A 19,771-nucleotide genomic window follows, 5' to 3' on the forward strand; every position below is an offset into this window, starting at 1 on the left:
TGTGTCTCTCCACGGCGCTATCAACTTCACATCCGACACATCACTTTTTCTAGATGTCAGCCTACAAACATATGGATTTTTCCAAATGTTTGCGCCTTTTAAGCTCTCCTCACTCCTCCCCGTGATGGAGCACGCGTCGTCGGTACGCCCTGATCACAAGGGCGATCCTAAAAATAATGTGTCTGCCGACCCAAGGAATACCTATGTCCTCTCATTTGTCTGAACGGCAAAACGCCGATGAGCGCCTGTTGCACAGCCATGGCTATGACCAGCAACTGCATCGGGGGCTCTCGCTGTGGTCGTCGTTTTCCGTGGGGTTCGCCACGGTCTCCCCTGTGGTGGGCATCTATTCTGTGATGTCCCTGGGCGCGATGAATGCCGGCCCTGCCTGGGTCTGGATCGTGCCGCTGTGCCTGGCCCTGCAACTGTTGGTGGCGTTGGTGTATGCCGAGCTTGCTTCGCAATATCCCCTCGCAGGCGGTTGCTACCAGTGGGTCAAGCGCCTGGCAGGTGATCGTTGGGCCTGGTTCACCGGGTTCATGTACTTGGCGTCTGCGCTGGCGTCCCTGACCACGGTGGCCTACCTGGGTGGTTTCTGGTTGTGGTTGTTCTTTACCGGCGAGCCGCCTTCGGCCAATGCCCAGGTGTTCTGCGGTGCGATTTTGCTGTTGGTCGGCCTCGGCGTGAACCTGTTCGGGATCAACCCGCTCAAGTACTTCGTCAATGCCGGGATCGTCGCCGAGGCCATCGCTTCAATTGGCATTGGCGTGCTGTTGCTGTTGTTCTTTCGCAACCATTCGTTTTCTTTGTTGCTGGAAGGCATCACGTCTGGTCCGGCAAGCGAGGGCTCCTACGTGTCTGGTTTCCTGACGGCCATGGCCGTGGGCGGTTGGGCGTTCCTGGGGTTTGACGCCTGCTCCCAAGTCTCCGAAGAGACCGCCGATGCCCGCACCTCGACACCACGTGCGATCCTGCGTTCGATGATCCTGGTGGGCCTGACCGTCATGCTCACCGCCTTTGCCGTGACGCTGTCCTACACCAACACCGCCGCGATGGTGTCCGGCCAGGTCATCGACCCTGTCACACCGGCCGTGGTCGATGCCTTCGGTGCCTGGGCCGAACGTCCCTTCGTGGCGGTGGTGCTGGTGGCTTTTATCGCCTGTGTGGTGTCGGTTCAAACCTATATCGGTCGCGCCGTGTTCGGCATGGCCCGGGATGAAATCCTGCCGGGGTCGGCGCTGTTGCGCCGGGTTGACGCACGCAAGGTGCCCTTCGCCGCCATGGTGTTCAGCACGTTGTTTGCCAGCTTCGGCCTGGCCCTGGGCTTGAATGCCACCGCCGTCGGTACCTTGATCGCGTTCGGCAGTGGCGGCTTCTTCTTTGTCTTCCTGATCGTGGTGAGCTGCGCCCTGCTCGCCCGCCTCAACGGCACCTGGAAAGCCGAACCAGGCACCTTCAGCCTCGGTCGCTGGGGCATGCCGGTCAACGTCGCAGCGTTTATCTGGCTGGTGTTCGAAAGCATCAACGTCGCCTGGCCCCGGGCAGCGTTGGCGCCGCCCGATGCGCCGTGGTTCCAGGTCTGGGCAGTGATCCTGGTGTTTTCGGTACTCGCGGTGCTGGGCGTGATCTATCTGTTCTGGGCCAAGCCCAATCAACGCCTTGCCAGCCCTGCGCTGCGCACACATTAACTTGGACTCGGAGCTTCAGATGCTTACCCTTCATTATTGGAATTACCCCACGGACATCTTCTGCGGCCCTGGCGCACTGGAGGTCCTGGTACAACGCTGCCAGTTGCTGGACATGCGCAACCCCCTGCTGGTCACCGACCCTGGCATGCTGGCCCTGGAACCACTGGCGCTGCTCAAGGCTCAGTTGAGTCAGGCGGACATTCCCTTTGCGGTCTTCAGTGACATCCACAGCAACCCAACGATGTGCGACGCGGCCCGAGGCGTCTCAGCCTTCCAGGCCGGTGGCCATGACTCGTTGATCGCCCTGGGTGGCGGCAGTGCCATGGACGCAGCCAAGGGCATCAGCCTGGCCGCCGTCGACCGCCATGGCCTGGAGCGTTTCGAATGGTCCCAGGTGGTCAGCCGCTACCCAAGCCTGGCGGACTTTCCCCGGCTTGGCCTGCCCAGGCTGATCGCACTGCCTACCACCGCCGGCACCGGCTCTGAACTGGGCCGCGAAGCCGTGCTGACCTTGAGCGAGCACACCATCAAACAGGTGATCAGCCATCCCGAGTTGTTGCCAGCCACCGTCATCCTCGACCCGGTGCTCACCCGTGGCCTGCCGCCGGCACTCACGGCCGCCACCGGGATGGACGCCCTCACTCACCACATCGAGGCCTTTTGCTCGCCGCTGTACCACCCGATGTCGTCCGGTGTTGCCGTCGAAGGCGTGCGCCTGGTGCAACAGCACCTGCTCGCGGCCCATGCCGATGGCCAAGACCTGGTTGCACGCGAAGGCATGCTGGTGGCATCCGCCATGGCTGCCGTGGCCTTCCAGAAAGGCCTGGGCGGCGTGCATGCCCTCGCCCACCCGCTCGGCGCGCGGTTTCATAAGCACCATGGTCTGTTGAATGCGATCCTGCTGCCTTACGTGCTGGTCGCCAACCGCGAGGCCATCAGCACCGACATCGCCCGACTGGCCCGTTACCTGGAGTTGCCGCAGCCTGATTTCGAAGGCTTCGTGGCATGGGTGCTGGACTTGCGCAAACGCCTGGGCATTCCCCATACATTGGGCGAAATCGGCCTGGACGCCGACGTCGCCGAGTGGGTCGGTGCACAAGCCCTGGCAGACACTTCGTCCTCGGACACCAATGCCCGTCCTCTCGATGCGCAGGCCTACAGCCAGGTCTATCGCCACGCGGTCTACGGCGAACTACCCGCGGTGTTCCTGCAGTAAATCCTCGATAAACGCCCGCACGGCCTCGCTTTGCGGGTGCCCCACGTGGGTGATCATGCTGTGTTGCACAGCGTAATGCAGGGTATCGGGGTGCAGCGCACGCATATGCCCACTGGCGATCCACGGGGCGGCGTAATGGGCTGGCAGGTAACCCAGGTGTGTCCCGGCCATCACGCCATGAGCCACGGCTTCCATATGGTACGCGGTGGCGGACGCGCGCTTGGGCACCACCGGCAGCACCTGTTCGGCGGGCAGAAAACCGTGCTTGATCCAGTCACACGCCTCCAACTGTTCAAGGCTGGGGGCCGCGACGCTGAACAGCGGGTGCTTGCTCCCACAGAAGATCCCGATGGCTTCGCTATACAGCGGTTGATAGGCCAAGGTGGGCAGCGGCCGACTGAAGTAGGAGATGGCCATGTCCAACTGCCCATCGATCACCGCCAGTTCCAGCTCCGTGGGCGAGTTGACGAAAATATGCAGGTGCATGTCGTGCTCGCGCTGGTAAAAGCGCGCGATGGCCGCATCGATGCGCGCCGTGGGCAAAGTGGCGATATTATCGGCCAAACCCAGGTACAGGTCTCCCACCAGGCGCCCGGCCAAGTCTTGGGCCTCGTCACGAAACGCATCCACCGCACCGAACAAGGCGGTTGACGCCTTGAGGATGCGTTGGCCTTTTTCCGTCAGGCGGAACCCACCCTTGCCACGCTCGCAAATCCGATAACCCAGGCGCTTTTCCAGCCCGGAAATATGCGTGCTGATGTTCGACTGGCTCATGTTCAGTTCGGCCTGGGCCGCCGTGAACCCGCCGCATCGGACCACCACGGCAAAAATGCGCAGCAGCCGCAGATCCATGTCCGTCACGTTTCTGAGCACTGCAATGTCCCGGCTGGCGGCAAATGAAGGGGCCCATTCAACGTCAGGGGCGCACCCACGTCAATGGCGCTTGTATGCACCCGGTACGCCCCCTAAGCTGGCACTCTTTTTTGTCGCCCTGCCCCGGATATCCCATGTCTCGAAGCATCGCCCACCTCGCCCTGCTCCTGGGGTTGATCACCGCCATCGGCCCCTTCGCCATCGACAGCTACCTCCCCGCCCTGCCCACCCTGGGCGCCAGCCTGCAGGCTTCGCCGGCCGCTGTGCAGATGAGCCTTACCGTGTTCTTCATGGTCATTGGCGTGTGCCAATTGTTCTACGGGCCGATCAGTGATGTGTTCGGGCGCAAGCTGCCGATTTATGCGGGGCTGGTGATTTTTGCCGTGGCCAGTGTCGGCTGCGCATTGGCACCCAACATTGAAGTGCTGATCGGTTTCCGCGCCCTGCAGGCCTTCGGCGCGTGTGCCGGGATGGTGATTCCCCGGGCGATTGTGCGCGACCTGTACACCGGCCATGAAGCCGCGCGCCTCATGGCGTTGTTGATGCTGGTAATGAGCGTGTCTCCGATCCTCGCGCCGTTGGCCGGCAGTGTGGTGATTTCGCTGTGGAGTTGGCGTGAAGTGTTTGTGGCACTGGCTGTGGTGGCGGTGCTGTGTTTGGTCATGACCGCCGTGCAGTTGCCCGAAACCCATCCGGCCGAGCGGCGCCTGGGCAAGACCCTCGGCACGGCCATCGGCAGCTACGGCGCCTTGCTGCGCGACCCGGTGTTTATCGGGCTGGCGGTAGTCAGCGGGTTTGGCCTGGCCACTTTCTTTGTGTTCATCGGCAGTGCGCCGTTCGTGTACATCGAATACTACGGCCTCACGCCCACCCAGTTCAGCCTGTGCTTCGCCCTCAACGCCGCGTCGTTCTTTGCCATGAGCCAACTCACGGCGCGTCTGAGTGCGCGCTTTGGCCTGGCGCGGGTGATCCGCAGCTCGGTGATGGCCGTGGCGGCGGTGATGGCGGTGTTGGCTGTCACCCTGGTGTGGGGCAACAGCCTGGCCGTGATGATGACCCTGCTGTTTATCGGCTTCGGTTTTCTCGGCCTGCTGTTGCCGGCGGCCGGTGTGTTGTCCCTGGAAGATCACGGTGCCGTGGCCGGTTCGGCATCGGCCCTGCTTGGCGCGATCCAGATGATCACCGCGGCCGCGTCCATGACGCTGGTCGGCGTGTTTGCCGACCACACCCCGGCGCCGATGGTGGTGGGGATTGCGCTGTGTGCCCTCGCGGCGATGCTGGTTACGCTGTGGACCTTGCGCCGTCTGCCAGCGCATCTGGCGTCCAATGCCCCGCACGTACCGCCAGCCAAGTGAGAAACACCTGGGCCGGCATGGGCCGGGCGATTACGTAACCCTGGACTTCATGGCAACCGAAGCTGGCCAACAGCGTGCACACCTGCCGGTCTTCGACCCCTTCGGCCACCAGCCGCAGGTTCATGATCAAGCCCAGTTGAATAATGGCCCGCACGATTTCCTGTTGCTCGGGCTGGTGCAACTGGGTGATGAACGAGCGGTCGATCTTCAACTCGTCCACCGGTAGCCGCGACAGGTAGGCCAGCGATGAATAGCCGGTGCCAAAGTCGTCAATCGCCAGCGAGAACCCCAACTGGCGCAACTGGGTCAGCGTCACCAGCGCTTGCTCAGGGTTGCGCATGGCACTGGACTCGGTGATCTCCAGGCACAACTGCGCCGCATCGGCGCCGGTCTGTGCCAGTAAGGCCTCGACTTGGGTCGGGAAGGTGGGAGACTCCAAATCCTGCACGCTCAAATTGACGCTGATGCGCAGGTCACACGCCCGGCTCAACTGCATGCACTCGCGCAGCAGCCACAGGCTCAGGGCGCAGATCCGACCGTTGTCCTCGATGATCGGCAGGAATACCCCCGGTGTAATCAGGCCCAGGCGCGGGTGTTCCCAGCGCACCAACGCTTCTGCTGCACCGATATGGCCATCGCTCAACCGCGCCTTGGGCTGCAGGAACACGCGCAACTCACCGGCTTCAATGGCCTGGTCGAAATCGTCCAGCAACGCCATCGACTGCAAACGCCGTTGTTCCAGCTCCGGGTCATAGAACACATGGCTCACCGCTTGGTTGCGGGCGGCATCGAGCGCCACCTCGGCGTAACACAACAAGTCCTGCACACTGCGCCCGTGGATCGGGTAGCGGGCTAACCCCAGGCGCGCCTTGACCATCACCGCGTGCTGGCCGCCAAGCCTGAACGGTTTGTCCAAGGTGCGTGCCAGCCGCGCCAGGCAGATGTCCTGGTCGCAGCGCAGCAGCAAGGCAAAGCCGTCCGACGGCAGCCGTGCCAGCAACTCCCCCTCCCCCAGCACCGCCGCCAGCCGTCTTGCCACGCCTTGCAGCAGCAGGTTGCCATCGCCGTAGCCGTAGAGCGCATTGATGCGCTTGACGTCGCAGATGTCGAAAATCGCCACGGTCAGCCCCGACAACGGCCGATGGCCAGCGGCGATGGCCCGGTTGACGTCCATGATGAACCGCGTGCGGTTGGGCAGCCCGGTCAGCGGGTCTTCAAACGCCAGCTCGGAGATGCGCAACTCGCGGCTGGCAATCACCAGCAAACCCAGCACAAAGGTGGTCAGGCCAATGCCGAGGAACAGCAGCAGGCACGCCCGGCGTTCGGCCTTGATTGCCTCAAGGCTGACGTCCGCGCCCAGCACCAACTGGCTGCCGTGTGGGCCTCTGATGGGCAGGAACAGCGAGCGAAAATCGCCGAACTGGTCGCTGTATTCCACAAACTGGCTGCGGCGCTGTGCAAACACCTGGTCAAGTTCCGGCGGCGCGCTGTCATAGCGGCTCAGGTGTTGGCCGTAGCGCCCGCTGGCGATCTCGGCGGCATTCGCCGAATCCATCACGAACAGCGTGTGGCCCTCGCGCTGGGTGAGCACGTAGATGGAATCCACCCCGGCTTTTTTGGCGTAGCCGTCCAGGCGCTGCAACATCGCCTGGTAGCGAGGTTCATCGAAAGGTCCTTGACCCAGCAGTTCGCCCAAGTAGTCATCGCCGATCACCACTGGCAGCGCCTGCACAATGGCGCTCAGGCGCGTGCCCAGCAGCGCGTCATCGGCCGCCGCCTTGAAGCGGTAACCGCTGACGGTAAACAACAGGGTCACCAGCAAGTGAATCAGCACAAAACTGAGGGACACCTTGCCCAACCGGGACAAGGCACGCAGCCGATGCCTGCGCACGGTTGCATCGTCGGGCAACAGCCAGCTGCGGTGTTCGAGCGCCTCTGTCATGGGTTACACCTTGAACCGCTTGACCAGGTTCTGCAGTTCGCCGCCCAGCTGCGCCAAGTCCACACTGGAGTCGGCCATCTCCGCGCTGGCCTGTGCCGATTGGTCGGCCACTTCGCGCACGGTCATGACGCTGCGGTGGATGGTGTCGGCCACACTGGTCTGCTCTTCCGCTGCGGTGGCGATCAACAGGCTCATGTGCTGGATACCCGCCACCTGCCGGGTGATGGTCGCCAGCGCCTCACCAGTGTCGCGCACGCCGATCACCGTGGACTGGGTCTGCACCACACTGGCCTGCATGCGTCGCGAGCTTTCTTCGGCAATGCGTTGCAGCCCGGCAATCAGGCTCTCGATTTCTTCGGAGGATTGCTGGGTGCGCTTGGCCAGGCTGCGTACCTCGTCGGCGACCACGGCAAAACCACGGCCCGCCTCCCCTGCCCTTGCCGCTTCGATGGCCGCGTTCAGCGCCAGCAGGTTGGTTTGCCCGGCCACGGTCTTGATCACATCGAGCACGCCACCGATACGTTCGCTCTCTTTATACAAGCGGGTCATCGACTCGGCCGACATGCCCACGTCCCGGGCCAGGGTTTCAATCTGCTCCACCGCTTGCTGCGACACCTGCAAGGCGCTGCTGGCCTGGGTGTCGGCTTGCTTGGCAGCCTGGGCGGCCTGCTCGGAATTGCGCGCCACTTCCAGCACGGTGGCGGTCATTTCGGTCATGGCGGTGGCGACCTGGTCGGTCTCGGTTTTCTGGCTGTGGATACCGGCGCGGGTTTGCACGGTGATCGCGGCAAACTGGCTGGCGGATGCGGCCAGGCGATGGGAACTGCTGCCGATCTGGGCCATTACGTCGCGCAGGCGGTGGCTCATGTGGTTGATCGAACGCAGCAACTGGCCCAGTTCGTCGGCACGCTCGCTGTGCAGTTCCACGGTCAGGTCGCCATTGGCGATGCGCTCGGCCGCCTCGAGGGTCTGTTGCAGTGGCGCCACAATCTGCCGGCCGATGCGCCAGGCAAGCAACCCGCCGAACAGCAGGGCCAACAGCGTCAGCGAACCGAGGACGATCACCACCGCTTCGACACGCCGCTTGGCCCGCACGGCTTCAACGTCGTAGAGCACGTTGATTTCATCTTGCAGCGTAGCCAGGGCGGCGTTCAATTTGAGTACCGTGGGGCCCACGTCGACGCCGGCTTCCACCGCGTCATGGGCTTTCATGTAGGCGCGCAGCTTGTCATCCAAGCGCCGGATCTTGGCCAGGTCTTCCTGGGGCCACTGCCCGGCGTGCACATCGGCGACGATCCCGGCGAGCAACTTTTCCATCTGCCCAAGGCTGGCATCGTGTCGGGTCAATTGGGTGACGTCTGCGGTCAGGGCATACACAAAGTTGGCGTCACGGGAGAACACGGTCTGGTCGAACAGGTTGCCCAACCGGTTGATGCGCTTGAGCGATTGGCCGTCGCTGCGCAAAGCGTACAACCCGGTCAGTGCCAGTAGCACCGCGAATGCCAAAAGCAAACCAAACCCCAAGCCAAGCTTGCGGCGCACAGTCAGATGTTCCAGGGCGAATCCACGCGACATATATAACAACCTCATTGCACCCGCTTGCTCGGCGCGCAGAAACGCCGACGCCTCGCAGGTGTGCGATAGCGTCTGGGGGCAGATTAAATTTAATGGAGCACTTTGCTCGATAAATAACCAGGCTGTTACTTGGCAATGAGTCAAAATGCCATCGCACAATATCATTGGCTGAACAAAGAATAAACGAAACATGAAAAATCCAAATATGGAGGAGTGAAATCCATATTTAGGTATTTATTATTAGTCATTCAAACCGTACTATCGCGCCGCTCGAAACAGCACTAATCACAACTAATTCCGCTATAGCGTACTGCTTGGCGTCATACGTATTTCGCTCATGTGGGCGCCTAGGGTCGTTATGCTGGATGATGTGGCTATCTTTGTTCAAATCGTGCGCAGCGGCAGCCTGGCGCTGGCCAGCAAAAAGCTGGACATGCCCGCCAATACCCTGGGCCGGCGCCTGGCCAGCCTGGAGCAAATGATGGGCACGCCGCTGTTGTTTCGCTCCACCCGGGCCCTGCGCTGCACGGCAGCCGGCGAGCGCTTATACCAGCACAGTTGCACTAATATCGACGCACTTCATGCCGCGATAGACTCCATCAAACACATGGACGGCGAACCCCGTGGCAAAGTTCGGGTGCATGTGTCCACCAGTTTCTTTGAATACTCTGACACTAACTTCTTGCAGGTCTTTCTCGACAAGTACCCGGTGATCGAACTGGAGCTCATCGTCTCCGACATAGAACCCAACTTGACCGAAGAAGGTATCGACCTGCTGCTGCGCGTGGGTAAACCTGAAAAAACCAGTTATGTCATACACAAGTTGCGCGACGTGACCCTGGGCTTATATGCCAGCACGCACTACTTGGCCAGGCAAGGCACGCCGCACACCCTGGATGACTTGATGGGCCACGAACATTTGCAGTACCTGGGCAAGACCCACGAGAACCTGCTGACGCTGATGCGTGGCGATGAAACCCACAGCGTGCCGATTCGTGGCCGGTTTTCTTCGGACTCGATGCTGGGCCTGATCAATGCGGCCCACCAGGGCCTGGGAATTGCCCTGTTGAACAACGTGACCACCCAATTCGATCAAAAGGACCTGATACGCGTGCTGCCGGAATACTACCTGCCCACCGAGGGGTTCTATGCGGTGTACCCGAACCGCAAATCCCTGTCGATGGCCGCCCTGGCCGTGCTCGACCACTTGATCGACAAGGCCGGTATCTGCCGGCTGCGCTAGGCGTCGCTGCCCATGCCGGCCAGGTACGCCCACGGATAGATGCCGCGCTCGTGCCCGTCGCTGAACACCAGCTGCACGCCGTAACCCTGCGGGTGAATCTGCAGCACACGCACTGCATCCGACACCCTTGGCTGGCTGCCACGCAAGCGGAACGCCCGGCATTGCGAGCACGGGCATTCACGGCGCAATCGCGCAGGCTCGATCCACTGGGTGCGGTCGGCCCATTCCAGGCGCAATCGCCCGTCCGCGCCGTTGCCAATCCCGCTGGGTGCGGCGGTCATTGCAGTTGCGCCAGGGCGATCCGCACGGCCTTGCGCACTTCCGGGTCGGCGTCGTCGGCCGCATCCCGCAGGGCACTCAATGCCTTGCGATCGCCCAACTCACCCAACGACAACGCCGCTTCCTTACGCAGGTTGCTGATGCTGTGGCCCAACGCCTGGACGAGTGCGTCGAGGGCCGGCACATAGCGCAACCGCCCCAGGCTGCGGGTGGCCCGCAAGCGCACCTGCCAGTATTCGTCGCTCAATGCAGCAACCAGTGCCTCGCCGGCGTTGTGACTGCCGACTTTGCCCAAGGTGGTCGCCGCCTCTTCACGCACTTGCCAGGCTGGGTCCAGCAGGGCCTGGTACAGCGCTGGCAACACATGCTCATCGCTGGCCAGGCCGAGGGCGCCGGTGGCCGCGCGGCGTACTTCGGTGTCCGGGTCGCTGCTGGCCAATCTGGCCAACGCTTCCAGCGCGGGCAGGTGCTTGAGCCAGCCGAGTACGCCCACGGCTTCGCGGCGGATACCCGCATCGGCGTCCGCCAGCGCCCGCAATGCCGAGGGCGCGGCAGCTTCCAGGCGCAACTCCCGCAAGGCACGAAAGATCGCCGTGCGCACACTCACGTCAGCGTGTTCGGTCCAGGGCAACAACAGCGTGCCTGCCTCGGGCGTCTTCAAGACGCTCAAGCTTTGTGCGGCCGCCTCGCGCACCGCAGGTTCCGCATCGGTCAGCGCCTCGCACAGTGCCTGCACCACCTCATCCTCTTCCCAGGCCTCCAGCAAGGCGGCCGCTTGGGCGCGTACCTCGACGGCGGGGTCCTGGCGCAGGCTGTCCACCAGCCACGCCAGGCCGTCGGGCTCTTCCAGGTCGGCCAGGTCGATCAGGGCAATGCGCCGCATGGCAGCGTCCGATGCCTGCAGGCGTGGGCGCAGGGCTTCTATTTCGGGGTTATAGGTCATATGGCAAATCGCGGTATGGAATGATCAATGGGCAACCCAAGCGGGTTCAATCGGGGTAACTGGCGTCCCTCTTCGTGGTGCAGCAGTTCCAGGCAGTGACGCTTGAGGTGGGTAAATTCAGGGGTGGTCATCAGCCCGGTGTGGCGCGGGCGCGGGAAGTCCAGGGCGAAGTCTTCGATAATGCGGCCCGGGCGCGGGCTCATTACCAGGATACGGTCGGCCAGGAACAGCGCTTCATCAATGTCATGGGTGACAAACACCACAGTGGTGCGGATCTGCGTCCAGATATCCAGCAACAAGGCCTGCATCTTCATGCGTGTCAGCGCGTCCAGCGCGCCAAACGGTTCATCCATCAGCAACAGGCGCGGGCGATTGATCAGCACCCGAGCGATTTCCACCCGTTGCTGCATGCCGCCCGACAATTGATTCGGCCAGCGCTCGGCAAAGCCTTGCAGCCCCACCAGCGAGAGGATTTCATCCGCCGCCGCCAACCGCTCGGCCTTGCCGACGCCGCGCATCTTCAGGCCGAACGCGACGTTCTCACGCACGCTGCGCCACGGGAACAGCGTGTGTTGCTGAAACACCATGCCACGCTGCTGGGACGGCCCGGACACCGCCTGCCCGTCCATGTGCAAGGTGCCCTGGCTCGGCACCAGGTGGCCCGCCAGCGCGCCAAGCAACGTGGACTTGCCGCAGCCCGACGGCCCCAGGATGCACACGAACTGGCCCGGCTCGATGCTGCAATCAAGTTCCTTGACCGCCTCGAACGCTTGGGCTTTTTCGCCCAGCACAATCGACAACCCGCTGATTGCTATACGACCTTCCATCAGGCTTTACCTCGCAGGCGATGCCAAGGGGTGAATGCCGCGCCCAGGCGCTTGACCAGCCAACTGCTGCCCATGCCCAGTACACCGATCAACAACATGCCGACCACAATGTCGGCATAGTTTTGCAAGGTGTATGACTCCCAGGTGTAGTAACCGATGCCGAACTGCCCCGAGATCATCTCGGCCGTCACCAGGCAGAACCACGATGTGCCCATGCCAATGGCCAGGCCAGTGATGATGCTCGGCGCAGCGCCCGGCACGATCACTTCGCGCAAAATGGCGCCGCGCCCTGCCCCAAGGCTGCGCGCCGAGGCGATCAATCGAGGGTCCACCCCTTCAACGCCATGCACGGTGTTGAGCAGGATCGGAAACAGCGCGCCGGTGAAGGTGATGAACACCATCGACAGTTCCGACGACGGGAACATCAGGATCGCCAGGGGAATCCACGCCACTGCAGGAATCGGACGGATCACTTCCAGCGGTGGCAGCAAGACATCCTCGGCCCACTTCCAGCGGCCAATGGCGATCCCCAGCCCGACGCCCACCAGCACTGCCACCAGGTAACCTTCAAACACCCGGCCCAGGCTGGCCCCCAGGTGCCGGGCCAGCTTGCCCGAGTCCACCAGGGCCAGCGCCGCCTCCAGTACGGCGCCAGGCGTGGGCACATTGGCGAAGGTCACCAGCCACAGGTTCCAGTGGTGGCTGGCGGCGAGTTGCCAGAACAGCAGGCACACCAGCAAGGAGCTGGCCCGGGGCAACCAGCGATAAGCAGCAGTCGGCATGGACATGTTCCTGTCAGCGACCGGCGACGGCTTGGGCGCCGGCACGGGTGAAGTCAAACACCTGGCCGCCCTGGGCGTCAGCAAATTGCTGCGCCTGGCCCTTGAGCAGGAAGGCACTCAACTTGCCCTGGCGATCACTGGCAAACCAGGCCTGGCTGGCCAGCAGCTTGATGCCGCTGTCCTGGGCCTGGGCGTACACCGCACGCACGGCCTTGCCGTCTTTTTTCAAGCTGGCCAGTGCGCTGAACGCCGCTTCGGCCGAGGCGTAGTCGCGCACCTTGGGCTCACCCTTGACCCAGATCTGCGCGACGTGGCTCCAGTCGGTGATGGGCTTGCCCGTGAGCGCGTCGTTGGCCTTGAGCGGCGCCTGGGCGTAGTTGGCCAGTTGCGCTTGATAATCCAGGCCCGACGCCTTGAAGGCAGCACGGATGTATTGGTCGTCAATGAAGGTGTTGAGGTCCAGGCCACGGTCGGCCTTTTTCAGCAGCTTGAGGGTGTCGATGGCCGTACCCACGGCCTGGCGGTATTCCGGTTTCCAGCTGAGGTCACGGGTTTGCACGCCCAGCGGCCCGTGGAACAGGTAGTTGACCTCGGCCTCCACGCCGGTGACTTTTTCGATCAGCTCGCTGTACTTCTCAGGCTCTGCGGCGAGCAATTGATTGGCTTCGATACTCGCACGCAGGTAGGCGACCACCACTTCGGGGTATTGGCGCGCGTAACTCTCGTCCACCAGTGCACCGTGGAACGTCGGCGTGTTGGATTGCGAGCCGTCGTAGATCTTGCGGGCAAAACCACGGTTGGGGAACAACTCGGCAAACGGCACAAAGTCGGCATGAGCGTCGATCTTGTCAGCCTGCAACGCCGACCCGGCGACTTCGGGCGCCTGGGCGATGATGTTCACGTCTTTGAGCGGGTCCCAGCCCTGGGCGGCAACCGCACGCAGTAGCATGCCGTGGGCCGTGGAGGCGAAGGGTACGGAGATGGTTTTGCCCTTAAGGTCCGCCAGGGACTGCGCCGAAGACGTCGCTGGCACCACGATGCCATTGCCGCTGCCCTTGATGTTGCCCGACAGCACGCTGATAAACAGGCTGTGCTTGCCCGCCGTTTCATACGCCACGCCGTTGAACGCCCCGGGGAAGTCGGCCATGGCGCCGAAGTCGAGTTTGCCGGCGACCATTTCATTGGTCAGTGGCGCACCGCTGGTGAAGTTCTTCCACTGGATATCGTAGGTGGCGTCCTTATATTGGCCGTCGTGGGGCAAGTACTTGTCCAGCAGCCCCAGTTCGCGGATCAGCAGGCCGCCGGCGGCGCAGTTGATGGTGGTGTCCTGGGTGCCGATGGCCACCCGGATGGTCTGGGCCTGCACGGACAGGCTCAGGGAGGCCAGCACCAGGCTGGCAACGGTTGCGCGCAAGAACATTGGGTATTTCCCCTCGAATCATGGTTATAGGATCGTCTCCGCCGTGATCGGGCACGGTGGGAAACGAGGGGGTGCAGCGTGGGCGTCCGGTGTAGGCGGATGGCTTTGAATCAACACACTCAGCGCAGCAGGTACGGGATCTCGACCTTGACGGCGCCGGTGGGGCAATCCTTCTCGCAGGGCATGCAGTACCAGCACTCATCGAAGGCCATGTAGGCCTTCTGCGTGGCCGGGTTGATTGCCAGCAGGTCCATGGGGCACACGTCGACGCACACGGTGCAGCCCTTTTCGGCGATGCACTTGTCTTCGTCGATCGTCACCGGCGCGTTGGAGCGAAAGAATATTTCCTGGGGCTGATAGGCCATTTCACGGTGTCCTGGGTGCCTTTGGCACTCTCTATGCGTTATTTCAATGCTTGTGCCTCTAAACCTGCCGCGCGCCCCGTCCTGTAGTGAGCGGGCTTGCCCCGCGCCGCGGCGTACCAGGCGCCCCACCTTTACCTGACACACCGCAGCGCGGGGCGAGCCCGCTCACTACAAGGTGACGCGTAGGCGGTCGTAGGCTTGCAGTTCGTCGGCGTCCAGGGGGATTACGTAGGGCTCTACCGGCTTCTTGAAGCTGACCATCTGCCCGTTTTCGCCCTTTTTCAGGTGGCAATGGCAAAACCAGTCGGCGTCATTGCGCAGCGGGTGATCGACCCGGTGGTGGTACAGCCCCCAGCGGCTTTCGGCGCGGTACAGCGAGGCGCGAGCGGCCATTTCGGCGCAGTCGCGGATCACGCTGGTTTCCATGGCGCGCATCAGTTCGTGAGGGTTGTGGGCCTTCATCTGGTCCAGGTCGCGCTGGATATCGCCAAAGCGCTGCAGGCCGATCTCCATCTTGCGGGTGACCTTGGGCGGTTGCAGGTAGTCATTCACGAAGCGACGCAGCTTGTATTCCACCTGGGCCGGTGGCAGCCCGGTTTCGCGGTCCAGCGGCGCATACACCCGGGCCTGTTCGGCGGCGACCTGTTCGGCGCTGACCGCACTGAACTCACGCTCGGCCACGTACTGCGCCGCATTGGTGCCGGCGAACCAGCCATAGGTAAACGCGCCGAGCATGTAGTTGTGCGGCACCGCCGCCATGTCGCCCGCCGAATACAGACCTTTTACCGAGGTTTCCGCCCGTTCGTTGACCCACACGCCGGAGGCCGAATGCCCGCTGCAAAAGCCGATCTCGGAAATGTGCATTTCCACCATGTCGCTGCGGTAATCCGTGCCCCGGTTAGCGTGGAACTGGCCTCGGCTGGGCCGCTCGTTGCTGTGCAGGATCTGTTCGATGTTCTGGATGGTTTCCTCGGCCAGGTGGTCGAGCTTCAAGAACACCGGGCCGTTGCCGCTTTCCAGCTCCTGGTGGAACTCCCACATCATCTGGCCGCTCCAGTAGTCGCACTCAATGAAGCGCTCACCTTTGTTGTTGGCGGTGTAGCCGCCCAATGGGCCGGTGACGTAGGCGCAGGCAGGGCCGTTGTAGTCCTTGATCAGCGGGTTGATCTGGAAACATTCCAGGTTCGCCAGCTCCGCCCCGGCGTGGTAGGCCATGGCGTAGCCGTCACCGGCGTTGGTGGGGTTTTCATAGGTGCCCATCAGGTAGCCCGAAGACGGCAGGCCCAGGCGGCCGGCCGCGCCGCAGCAGAGGATCACCGCCTTGGCCTTGATCACCTGGAAGTCCGCCGTGCGGCAGTCAAAGCCCATCACCCCATTGACCGCGCCTTCGCTGTCGGTCAGCAGGCGCGTGCACACCAGGCGATTGGTGATGTTCACCCGTGCGCGCTTGAGCTGGCGGTACAGGACTTTCTTGATGTCATGGCCTTCGGGCATGGGCAGCACATAGGCGCCCATGTGGTGGACCTTCTTCACTGCGTAGTCGCCCGTCTCGTCCTTCTCGAACTTCACGCCCCAGCGGTCCAGTTGCTCGATGGTTTCAAAACTGTGGGTGGCGTAGGCATACACCGCGGCCTGGTTGACGATGCCGTCGTTGGCGATGGTGATTTCCTTGGTGTACTGCTCGGGCGTTGAGTGGCCCGGGATGATCGCGTTGTTCAGCCCATCCATGCCCATGCTGATCGCGCCGCTGCGCTTCACGTTGGCCTTGTCGATCAGCAGCACGCGCAGGTCGCGGTTGGCTTCCTTGGCCTTGATCGCCGCCATCGGGCCGGCCGTGCCGCCGCCGATCACCACGATGTCGTATTCCAGTTCCAGGGTCTTGCGGCTCATGGGCGGGCTCCTCGCTCGCGGTCGATGCGCAGGCGGTACTGGAACGCATCGCCGCGGTAGTACAGGTGCTCGAAGTCCACGGGCTGGCCGTCGGCGGTGTGGGTCAGGCGTTCGATGTGCATGATCGGCGAACCGGGCTCCACATTCAGCGCCTGGGTCAGGTCGCTGTCGGCCAGCACCGCATCAATGGCGACATCGGCATGGCCCAGTTGCAGGCCGCAGTCGTTTTCCAGGATCAGGAAGATGTCGCGGGTGACCAGGTCGGCTTTTTCCAGGCGTTCGCCCAATGCCTGGTTGAGGTAGGTGATTTCCAGGGACACCGGCTCGCGGTTGATCAGGCGCACCCGCTTGATTTGCGCAACCGTGGTGCCCTCCTCCAGGCCCAGGCGCTCGGCCACGTGCTTGTCGGCTGCTACAAAGCGAAAACTGCGCAGGCGGTTGATCACTTCATAGCCGCGTTCGGTCATGGATTCCGCCAAGCCTTGCAGGGTGCTGACGTTCTGGTAGGCCTTGGGTTTGGACACGAAGGTGCCTTTGCCGTGAATCTTGAAGATCAGCCCTTCTTTCTGCAGGTCGCCCAAGGCCTGGCGCACGGTGATCCGACTGACCTTGAAGCGCGCGCCCAATTCGGCTTCGGACGGCATTTGCGTATTGGGGGCGTATTGGCCATCCAGGATGCCGCTGCGCAACAAATCACGCAGTTGCGCATGCAGGGGAATACTGGACAGTGGGGATAAGGCAACGGCGGGTTCGTTCATCAAGGTCACTTGTCATAACGAGTTATGACGTGATCTTAAGAAGCCTAAGCATCGCCATGGAAATACCGTTTATGCATAAGCTTAAACTTCTATTGTTTTGGCTGATGTCCGGTATCGGCCGCAATGCCTTCTGACGCGCAGGCGGGCTTTATAGAATGGCGACCACAGTCAAGCCGTCACCGTTCGGTGCTGGAGGTCATCATGCGTTATGTGCTTATTGCTGCTGTGCTGAGCCTGTTCAGCACCTTCGCTGCCGCCCAGGACGCGCCCGCTCCCGGGGCGAATGCGCCGGCCACCCAGGTCGATGATTATTCCGAAGACCTGGATATCGCCAAGGCCGTGCGCAACACCAGCGGCGCTTCAACCGCCTGTGGGCCGGTCAAGGGCCACGTGGTGTACGTGGACAGCCAGGGCGTGCGCCATGAGCTGGACTATGTGCGCGTCGGCGACGCCTGCCAGCACGGTTGATCCGCGCTACAGGTCAAAGCGGTCGACTGCGCGGCGCCGCTCGTTATCCTCACGCACGTCATAGCTGGCGGTGGTCTGGATGTTGGTGTGATGCGCCAGTTTCTGCGCAATCGAGAGGTCGTGCTCTTCGATCACCCGCGTGATGAACGAGCGGCGAAAATCGTGAGGCATGATCTTCACCCCCACCTGTTCGCCGCGTTGGCGGGCGATGTAGTAGATCGCGTGCTTGGTGATGCGCTCGCGGGTGATGTGGCTGCCCCGGCGAATGCGATTGAACAGGAATGCATCGTCTTGCTCGCCTTCCTTGAGCTGCTCGCGACGAAACGCCAGCCAGGCCTGCAACTTTTCAAAGGCCCAGGCTGGCGCATATTTGATCAATTCCTTGTTACCCTTGCCGGTCACCCGCAGGCTGCGTTCGTCAAAGTTGACCTGGGCCAGGTCCAGGTTGACCGATTCCGACTTGCGCATGCCCGAGCCATAGAGGATGCCGATCACCGCAGCATCGCGCAGGCCTTGGGGGCGCGGGTCGGCAGCGCACACTGCCATCATTTCGCGGATCAGCGTACGGCGCAGGTTGCGGCCCTGGCCCAGACGCGTGCCGGGAGCTGCCTTGACCGAGCGCATCTTCAATAAGTGATCCTGGCTGATCAGGCTCATCCGCCACGCTTCGTTCATCACGCCGCGCACCGCGTTCACGTACAGCGACGAGGTGTTCGGCGCATAGCCGTCCTCACGCAGCGCGGCTACCAGGGCAATCACATGCTCCGGCTGCAGCAAATGCCAGTCGATGTCTTCAAGGTTGATGTCTTCAAAGCCCAGGCGGTCGGCCGCATCTTGCAGCACGTAGCGCATGGTCAGCTGGCTGGAGGGCGCCAGGCGGGTGAGGTAAAGGGTCAGTGGGTTGCGGATAGACTCAGTCAAGGTAGATCAGCCTTTGGATTAAATACCTCTAACAAGCCTTTGTTTAATAGAGATATTTAGTGAATTGGCGAGAGCCGAGTCTACCCCACGATCAGCCCTGGCACAAAATCACGGCTTACTCTTCGTCGTCGGTCGGGTCCTGTGGCTGGGCCTGGGACTGGCTCCAGTCAGCGTCCTGTTTTTGCATCAGTGCGAACCAATGCTGGCGCATGAACGTGAGGTAACCCTCCGGTGCCTTGGCGAAATCCTTCTCTTCGCTGTAGCAACCCGGCAGCGGCAATTCGGTGCCCTGCTCCTTGTACTGGCTGACCAACGCCTGTTGCGCCGCCACGCTGCAATCCTTGGGCAGCGGCATGCCGCGCAGGGCGCCGGCCTCCTCGTCCCACCAACTGGCGCCCACGCGGTCGACACCGCGCAGTCGGTATTTCTGGGACTTGCCCACGTGCATGATCAACTTGAATTCGTTGGGGCTGACATCGCTGGTGCAGGTGCGTGAATAACCCACCGTGGCCTGGGTGATGCCGTCGCCAGACAGGTCGGTGACCTTGGTGGCGGCCATGTCAAAACGCAGCGCCGCATCGAACTGGCAATGCTGCACATCGTCGTAGAGCATCCAGACACGCTTGGGATGGTCGCCGCTCAGCAGGTATTGCGCCGCGTAGACGAACGCCGATTGAGTGCCGTCATCATCGCGCTCGCTGACCTGCTCGGCGAGCACCAGCAAGTTCTTGCCCTGATGGTCGTCCCAGGTGTAGGCCGCGACCTGCTTGCCACGGACTTCCACGCCGTCCGGCACCTGGTCGATGCTGGTCAGTGCCACGCCGTCATCGGCCCGCACGGTGGTGACGCACGCAACGGCCATCAACAATCCCATCAACGCCGGCCGCAACTGGCCGCGCAAAAGCTGCACGCTATTCATCCGAGTACCCTGGCAAGAGATGGCTTACTTTACCGGCACTTGAAGGCCAATGCAGAGAAGATTGTTGAATAAACCGGGGAGCGCTCCACACGCTAGGGAAAACCCTGGGTTTTTGCCCGCAAACAGTATCCGTTGGCGCGTCAGTCACTTAGCTGAACCCTAGCTGTCTACCTGTCAAATAAACGAGTTTTTCATCAGCCTTTCATATTCGTTCAACATTTTTCCGCTTAATCTCTGCCCCAGGACTTGAGAACAAGCCGCGTGTTCTACGACTAACCTGTTGATTACGCTTTACCTTTCATATATT

18 protein-coding genes and 1 pseudogene are annotated in these 19,771 nt (G+C 62.3%); 5 read left to right on the forward strand and 14 right to left on the reverse strand.

All coding sequences use genetic code 11. The annotated features are described in order from the left end of the window. Positions 1-203 precede the first annotated feature (203 nt). Positions 204-1,688: an APC family permease gene (locus AC07SU_RS00150; RefSeq protein ID WP_494995774.1), complete on the forward strand. Its 1,485-nt coding sequence runs from the start codon at positions 204-206 to the stop codon at positions 1,686-1,688. Between the two features lie 19 nt (positions 1,689-1,707). Continuing rightward, a complete protein-coding gene (locus tag AC07SU_RS00155) occupies positions 1,708-2,904 on the forward strand; it encodes an iron-containing alcohol dehydrogenase (RefSeq protein ID WP_494995775.1) in 1,197 nt (398 codons plus the stop codon). Here the strand turns inward: AC07SU_RS00155 and AC07SU_RS00160 are convergent. Then, positions 2,881-3,777, reverse strand: a complete 897-nt coding sequence (locus AC07SU_RS00160; protein ID WP_494995776.1) for a LysR family transcriptional regulator — start codon at positions 3,775-3,777, stop codon at positions 2,881-2,883. The two genes, AC07SU_RS00155 and AC07SU_RS00160, sit on opposite strands and share 24 nt — an antisense overlap. Before the next feature lie 134 nt (positions 3,778-3,911). Here AC07SU_RS00160 and AC07SU_RS00165 point away from each other — a divergent pair, with 134 nt between their 5' ends. Next, the gene (locus AC07SU_RS00165) at positions 3,912-5,132 is read left to right on the forward strand and encodes a multidrug effflux MFS transporter (RefSeq protein ID WP_176996109.1); all 1,221 of its coding nucleotides are present in this window, start codon (positions 3,912-3,914) and stop codon (positions 5,130-5,132) included. Here AC07SU_RS00165 and AC07SU_RS00170 read toward each other — a convergent pair. The 3 genes and pseudogenes from AC07SU_RS00170 to AC07SU_RS00180 all read right to left on the reverse strand — a co-directional run. Continuing rightward, the gene (locus tag AC07SU_RS00170; protein ID WP_494995777.1) at positions 5,059-7,074 is read right to left on the reverse strand and encodes a putative bifunctional diguanylate cyclase/phosphodiesterase; all 2,016 of its coding nucleotides are present in this window, start codon (positions 7,072-7,074) and stop codon (positions 5,059-5,061) included. The two genes, AC07SU_RS00165 and AC07SU_RS00170, sit on opposite strands and share 74 nt — an antisense overlap. 3 nt (positions 7,075-7,077) lie before the next feature. Beyond that, a complete protein-coding gene (locus AC07SU_RS00175; RefSeq protein ID WP_494996012.1) occupies positions 7,078-7,941 on the reverse strand; it encodes a methyl-accepting chemotaxis protein in 864 nt (287 codons plus the stop codon). Next, positions 7,933-8,841, reverse strand: a pseudogene (locus AC07SU_RS00180) (HAMP domain-containing protein); the annotation flags it as partial. The gene AC07SU_RS00175 and the pseudogene AC07SU_RS00180, both read right to left, overlap by 9 nt. A gap of 178 nt (positions 8,842-9,019) precedes the next feature. On the opposite strand from AC07SU_RS00180, the gene AC07SU_RS00185 reads away from it, so the two are divergent. Then, complete coding sequence (locus AC07SU_RS00185; protein WP_494995778.1) at positions 9,020-9,892, forward strand: LysR family transcriptional regulator; 873 nt, start codon at positions 9,020-9,022, stop codon at positions 9,890-9,892. Here AC07SU_RS00185 and AC07SU_RS00190 read toward each other — a convergent pair. The 8 genes from AC07SU_RS00190 to AC07SU_RS00225 form a co-directional block, all read right to left on the reverse strand. Further along, positions 9,889-10,173, reverse strand: a complete 285-nt coding sequence (locus AC07SU_RS00190; RefSeq protein WP_494995779.1) for a DUF971 domain-containing protein — start codon at positions 10,171-10,173, stop codon at positions 9,889-9,891. The two genes, AC07SU_RS00185 and AC07SU_RS00190, sit on opposite strands and share 4 nt — an antisense overlap. After that, positions 10,170-11,114, reverse strand: coding sequence for a HEAT repeat domain-containing protein (locus AC07SU_RS00195; protein WP_494995780.1), 945 nt, complete (start codon positions 11,112-11,114; stop codon positions 10,170-10,172). Before AC07SU_RS00195 ends, AC07SU_RS00190 begins: the two co-directional genes overlap by 4 nt. Further along, a complete protein-coding gene (locus AC07SU_RS00200) occupies positions 11,111-11,941 on the reverse strand; it encodes an ABC transporter ATP-binding protein (RefSeq protein ID WP_494995781.1) in 831 nt (276 codons plus the stop codon). The genes AC07SU_RS00195 and AC07SU_RS00200 overlap by 4 nt, the downstream gene beginning before the upstream one ends. Then, positions 11,941-12,723, reverse strand: coding sequence for an ABC transporter permease (locus AC07SU_RS00205; RefSeq protein ID WP_494995782.1), 783 nt, complete (start codon positions 12,721-12,723; stop codon positions 11,941-11,943). The genes AC07SU_RS00200 and AC07SU_RS00205 overlap by 1 nt, the downstream gene beginning before the upstream one ends. 13 nt (positions 12,724-12,736) lie before the next feature. Continuing rightward, on the reverse strand, positions 12,737-14,143 hold the full coding sequence (locus AC07SU_RS00210) for an ABC transporter substrate-binding protein (RefSeq protein WP_494995783.1): 1,407 nt from the start codon (positions 14,141-14,143) through the stop codon (positions 12,737-12,739). A gap of 119 nt (positions 14,144-14,262) precedes the next feature. Beyond that, complete coding sequence (locus AC07SU_RS00215; protein WP_028616162.1) at positions 14,263-14,508, reverse strand: 4Fe-4S dicluster domain-containing protein; 246 nt, start codon at positions 14,506-14,508, stop codon at positions 14,263-14,265. Between the two features lie 168 nt (positions 14,509-14,676). Continuing rightward, positions 14,677-16,398: a fumarate reductase/succinate dehydrogenase flavoprotein subunit gene (locus tag AC07SU_RS00220; RefSeq protein WP_494995784.1), complete on the reverse strand. Its 1,722-nt coding sequence runs from the start codon at positions 16,396-16,398 to the stop codon at positions 14,677-14,679. After that, on the reverse strand, positions 16,395-17,156 hold the full coding sequence (locus AC07SU_RS00225; RefSeq protein WP_494995785.1) for a GntR family transcriptional regulator: 762 nt from the start codon (positions 17,154-17,156) through the stop codon (positions 16,395-16,397). The genes AC07SU_RS00220 and AC07SU_RS00225 overlap by 4 nt, the downstream gene beginning before the upstream one ends. A gap of 201 nt (positions 17,157-17,357) precedes the next feature. On the opposite strand from AC07SU_RS00225, the gene AC07SU_RS00230 reads away from it, so the two are divergent. Beyond that, positions 17,358-17,624, forward strand: coding sequence for a DUF2790 domain-containing protein (locus AC07SU_RS00230; protein ID WP_494995786.1), 267 nt, complete (start codon positions 17,358-17,360; stop codon positions 17,622-17,624). A 6-nt stretch (positions 17,625-17,630) separates the two neighbouring features. Here AC07SU_RS00230 and AC07SU_RS00235 read toward each other — a convergent pair whose 3' ends face one another. After that, a complete protein-coding gene (locus AC07SU_RS00235) occupies positions 17,631-18,545 on the reverse strand; it encodes a site-specific integrase (protein ID WP_176996097.1) in 915 nt (304 codons plus the stop codon). Between the two features lie 115 nt (positions 18,546-18,660). Continuing rightward, positions 18,661-19,464, reverse strand: coding sequence for a M949_RS01915 family surface polysaccharide biosynthesis protein (locus AC07SU_RS00240; RefSeq protein ID WP_494995787.1), 804 nt, complete (start codon positions 19,462-19,464; stop codon positions 18,661-18,663). Between the last annotated feature and the right edge of the window lie 307 nt (positions 19,465-19,771).

The sequence above is a fragment of the Pseudomonas sp. GW821-FHT05H12 genome, assembly GCF_059419385.1.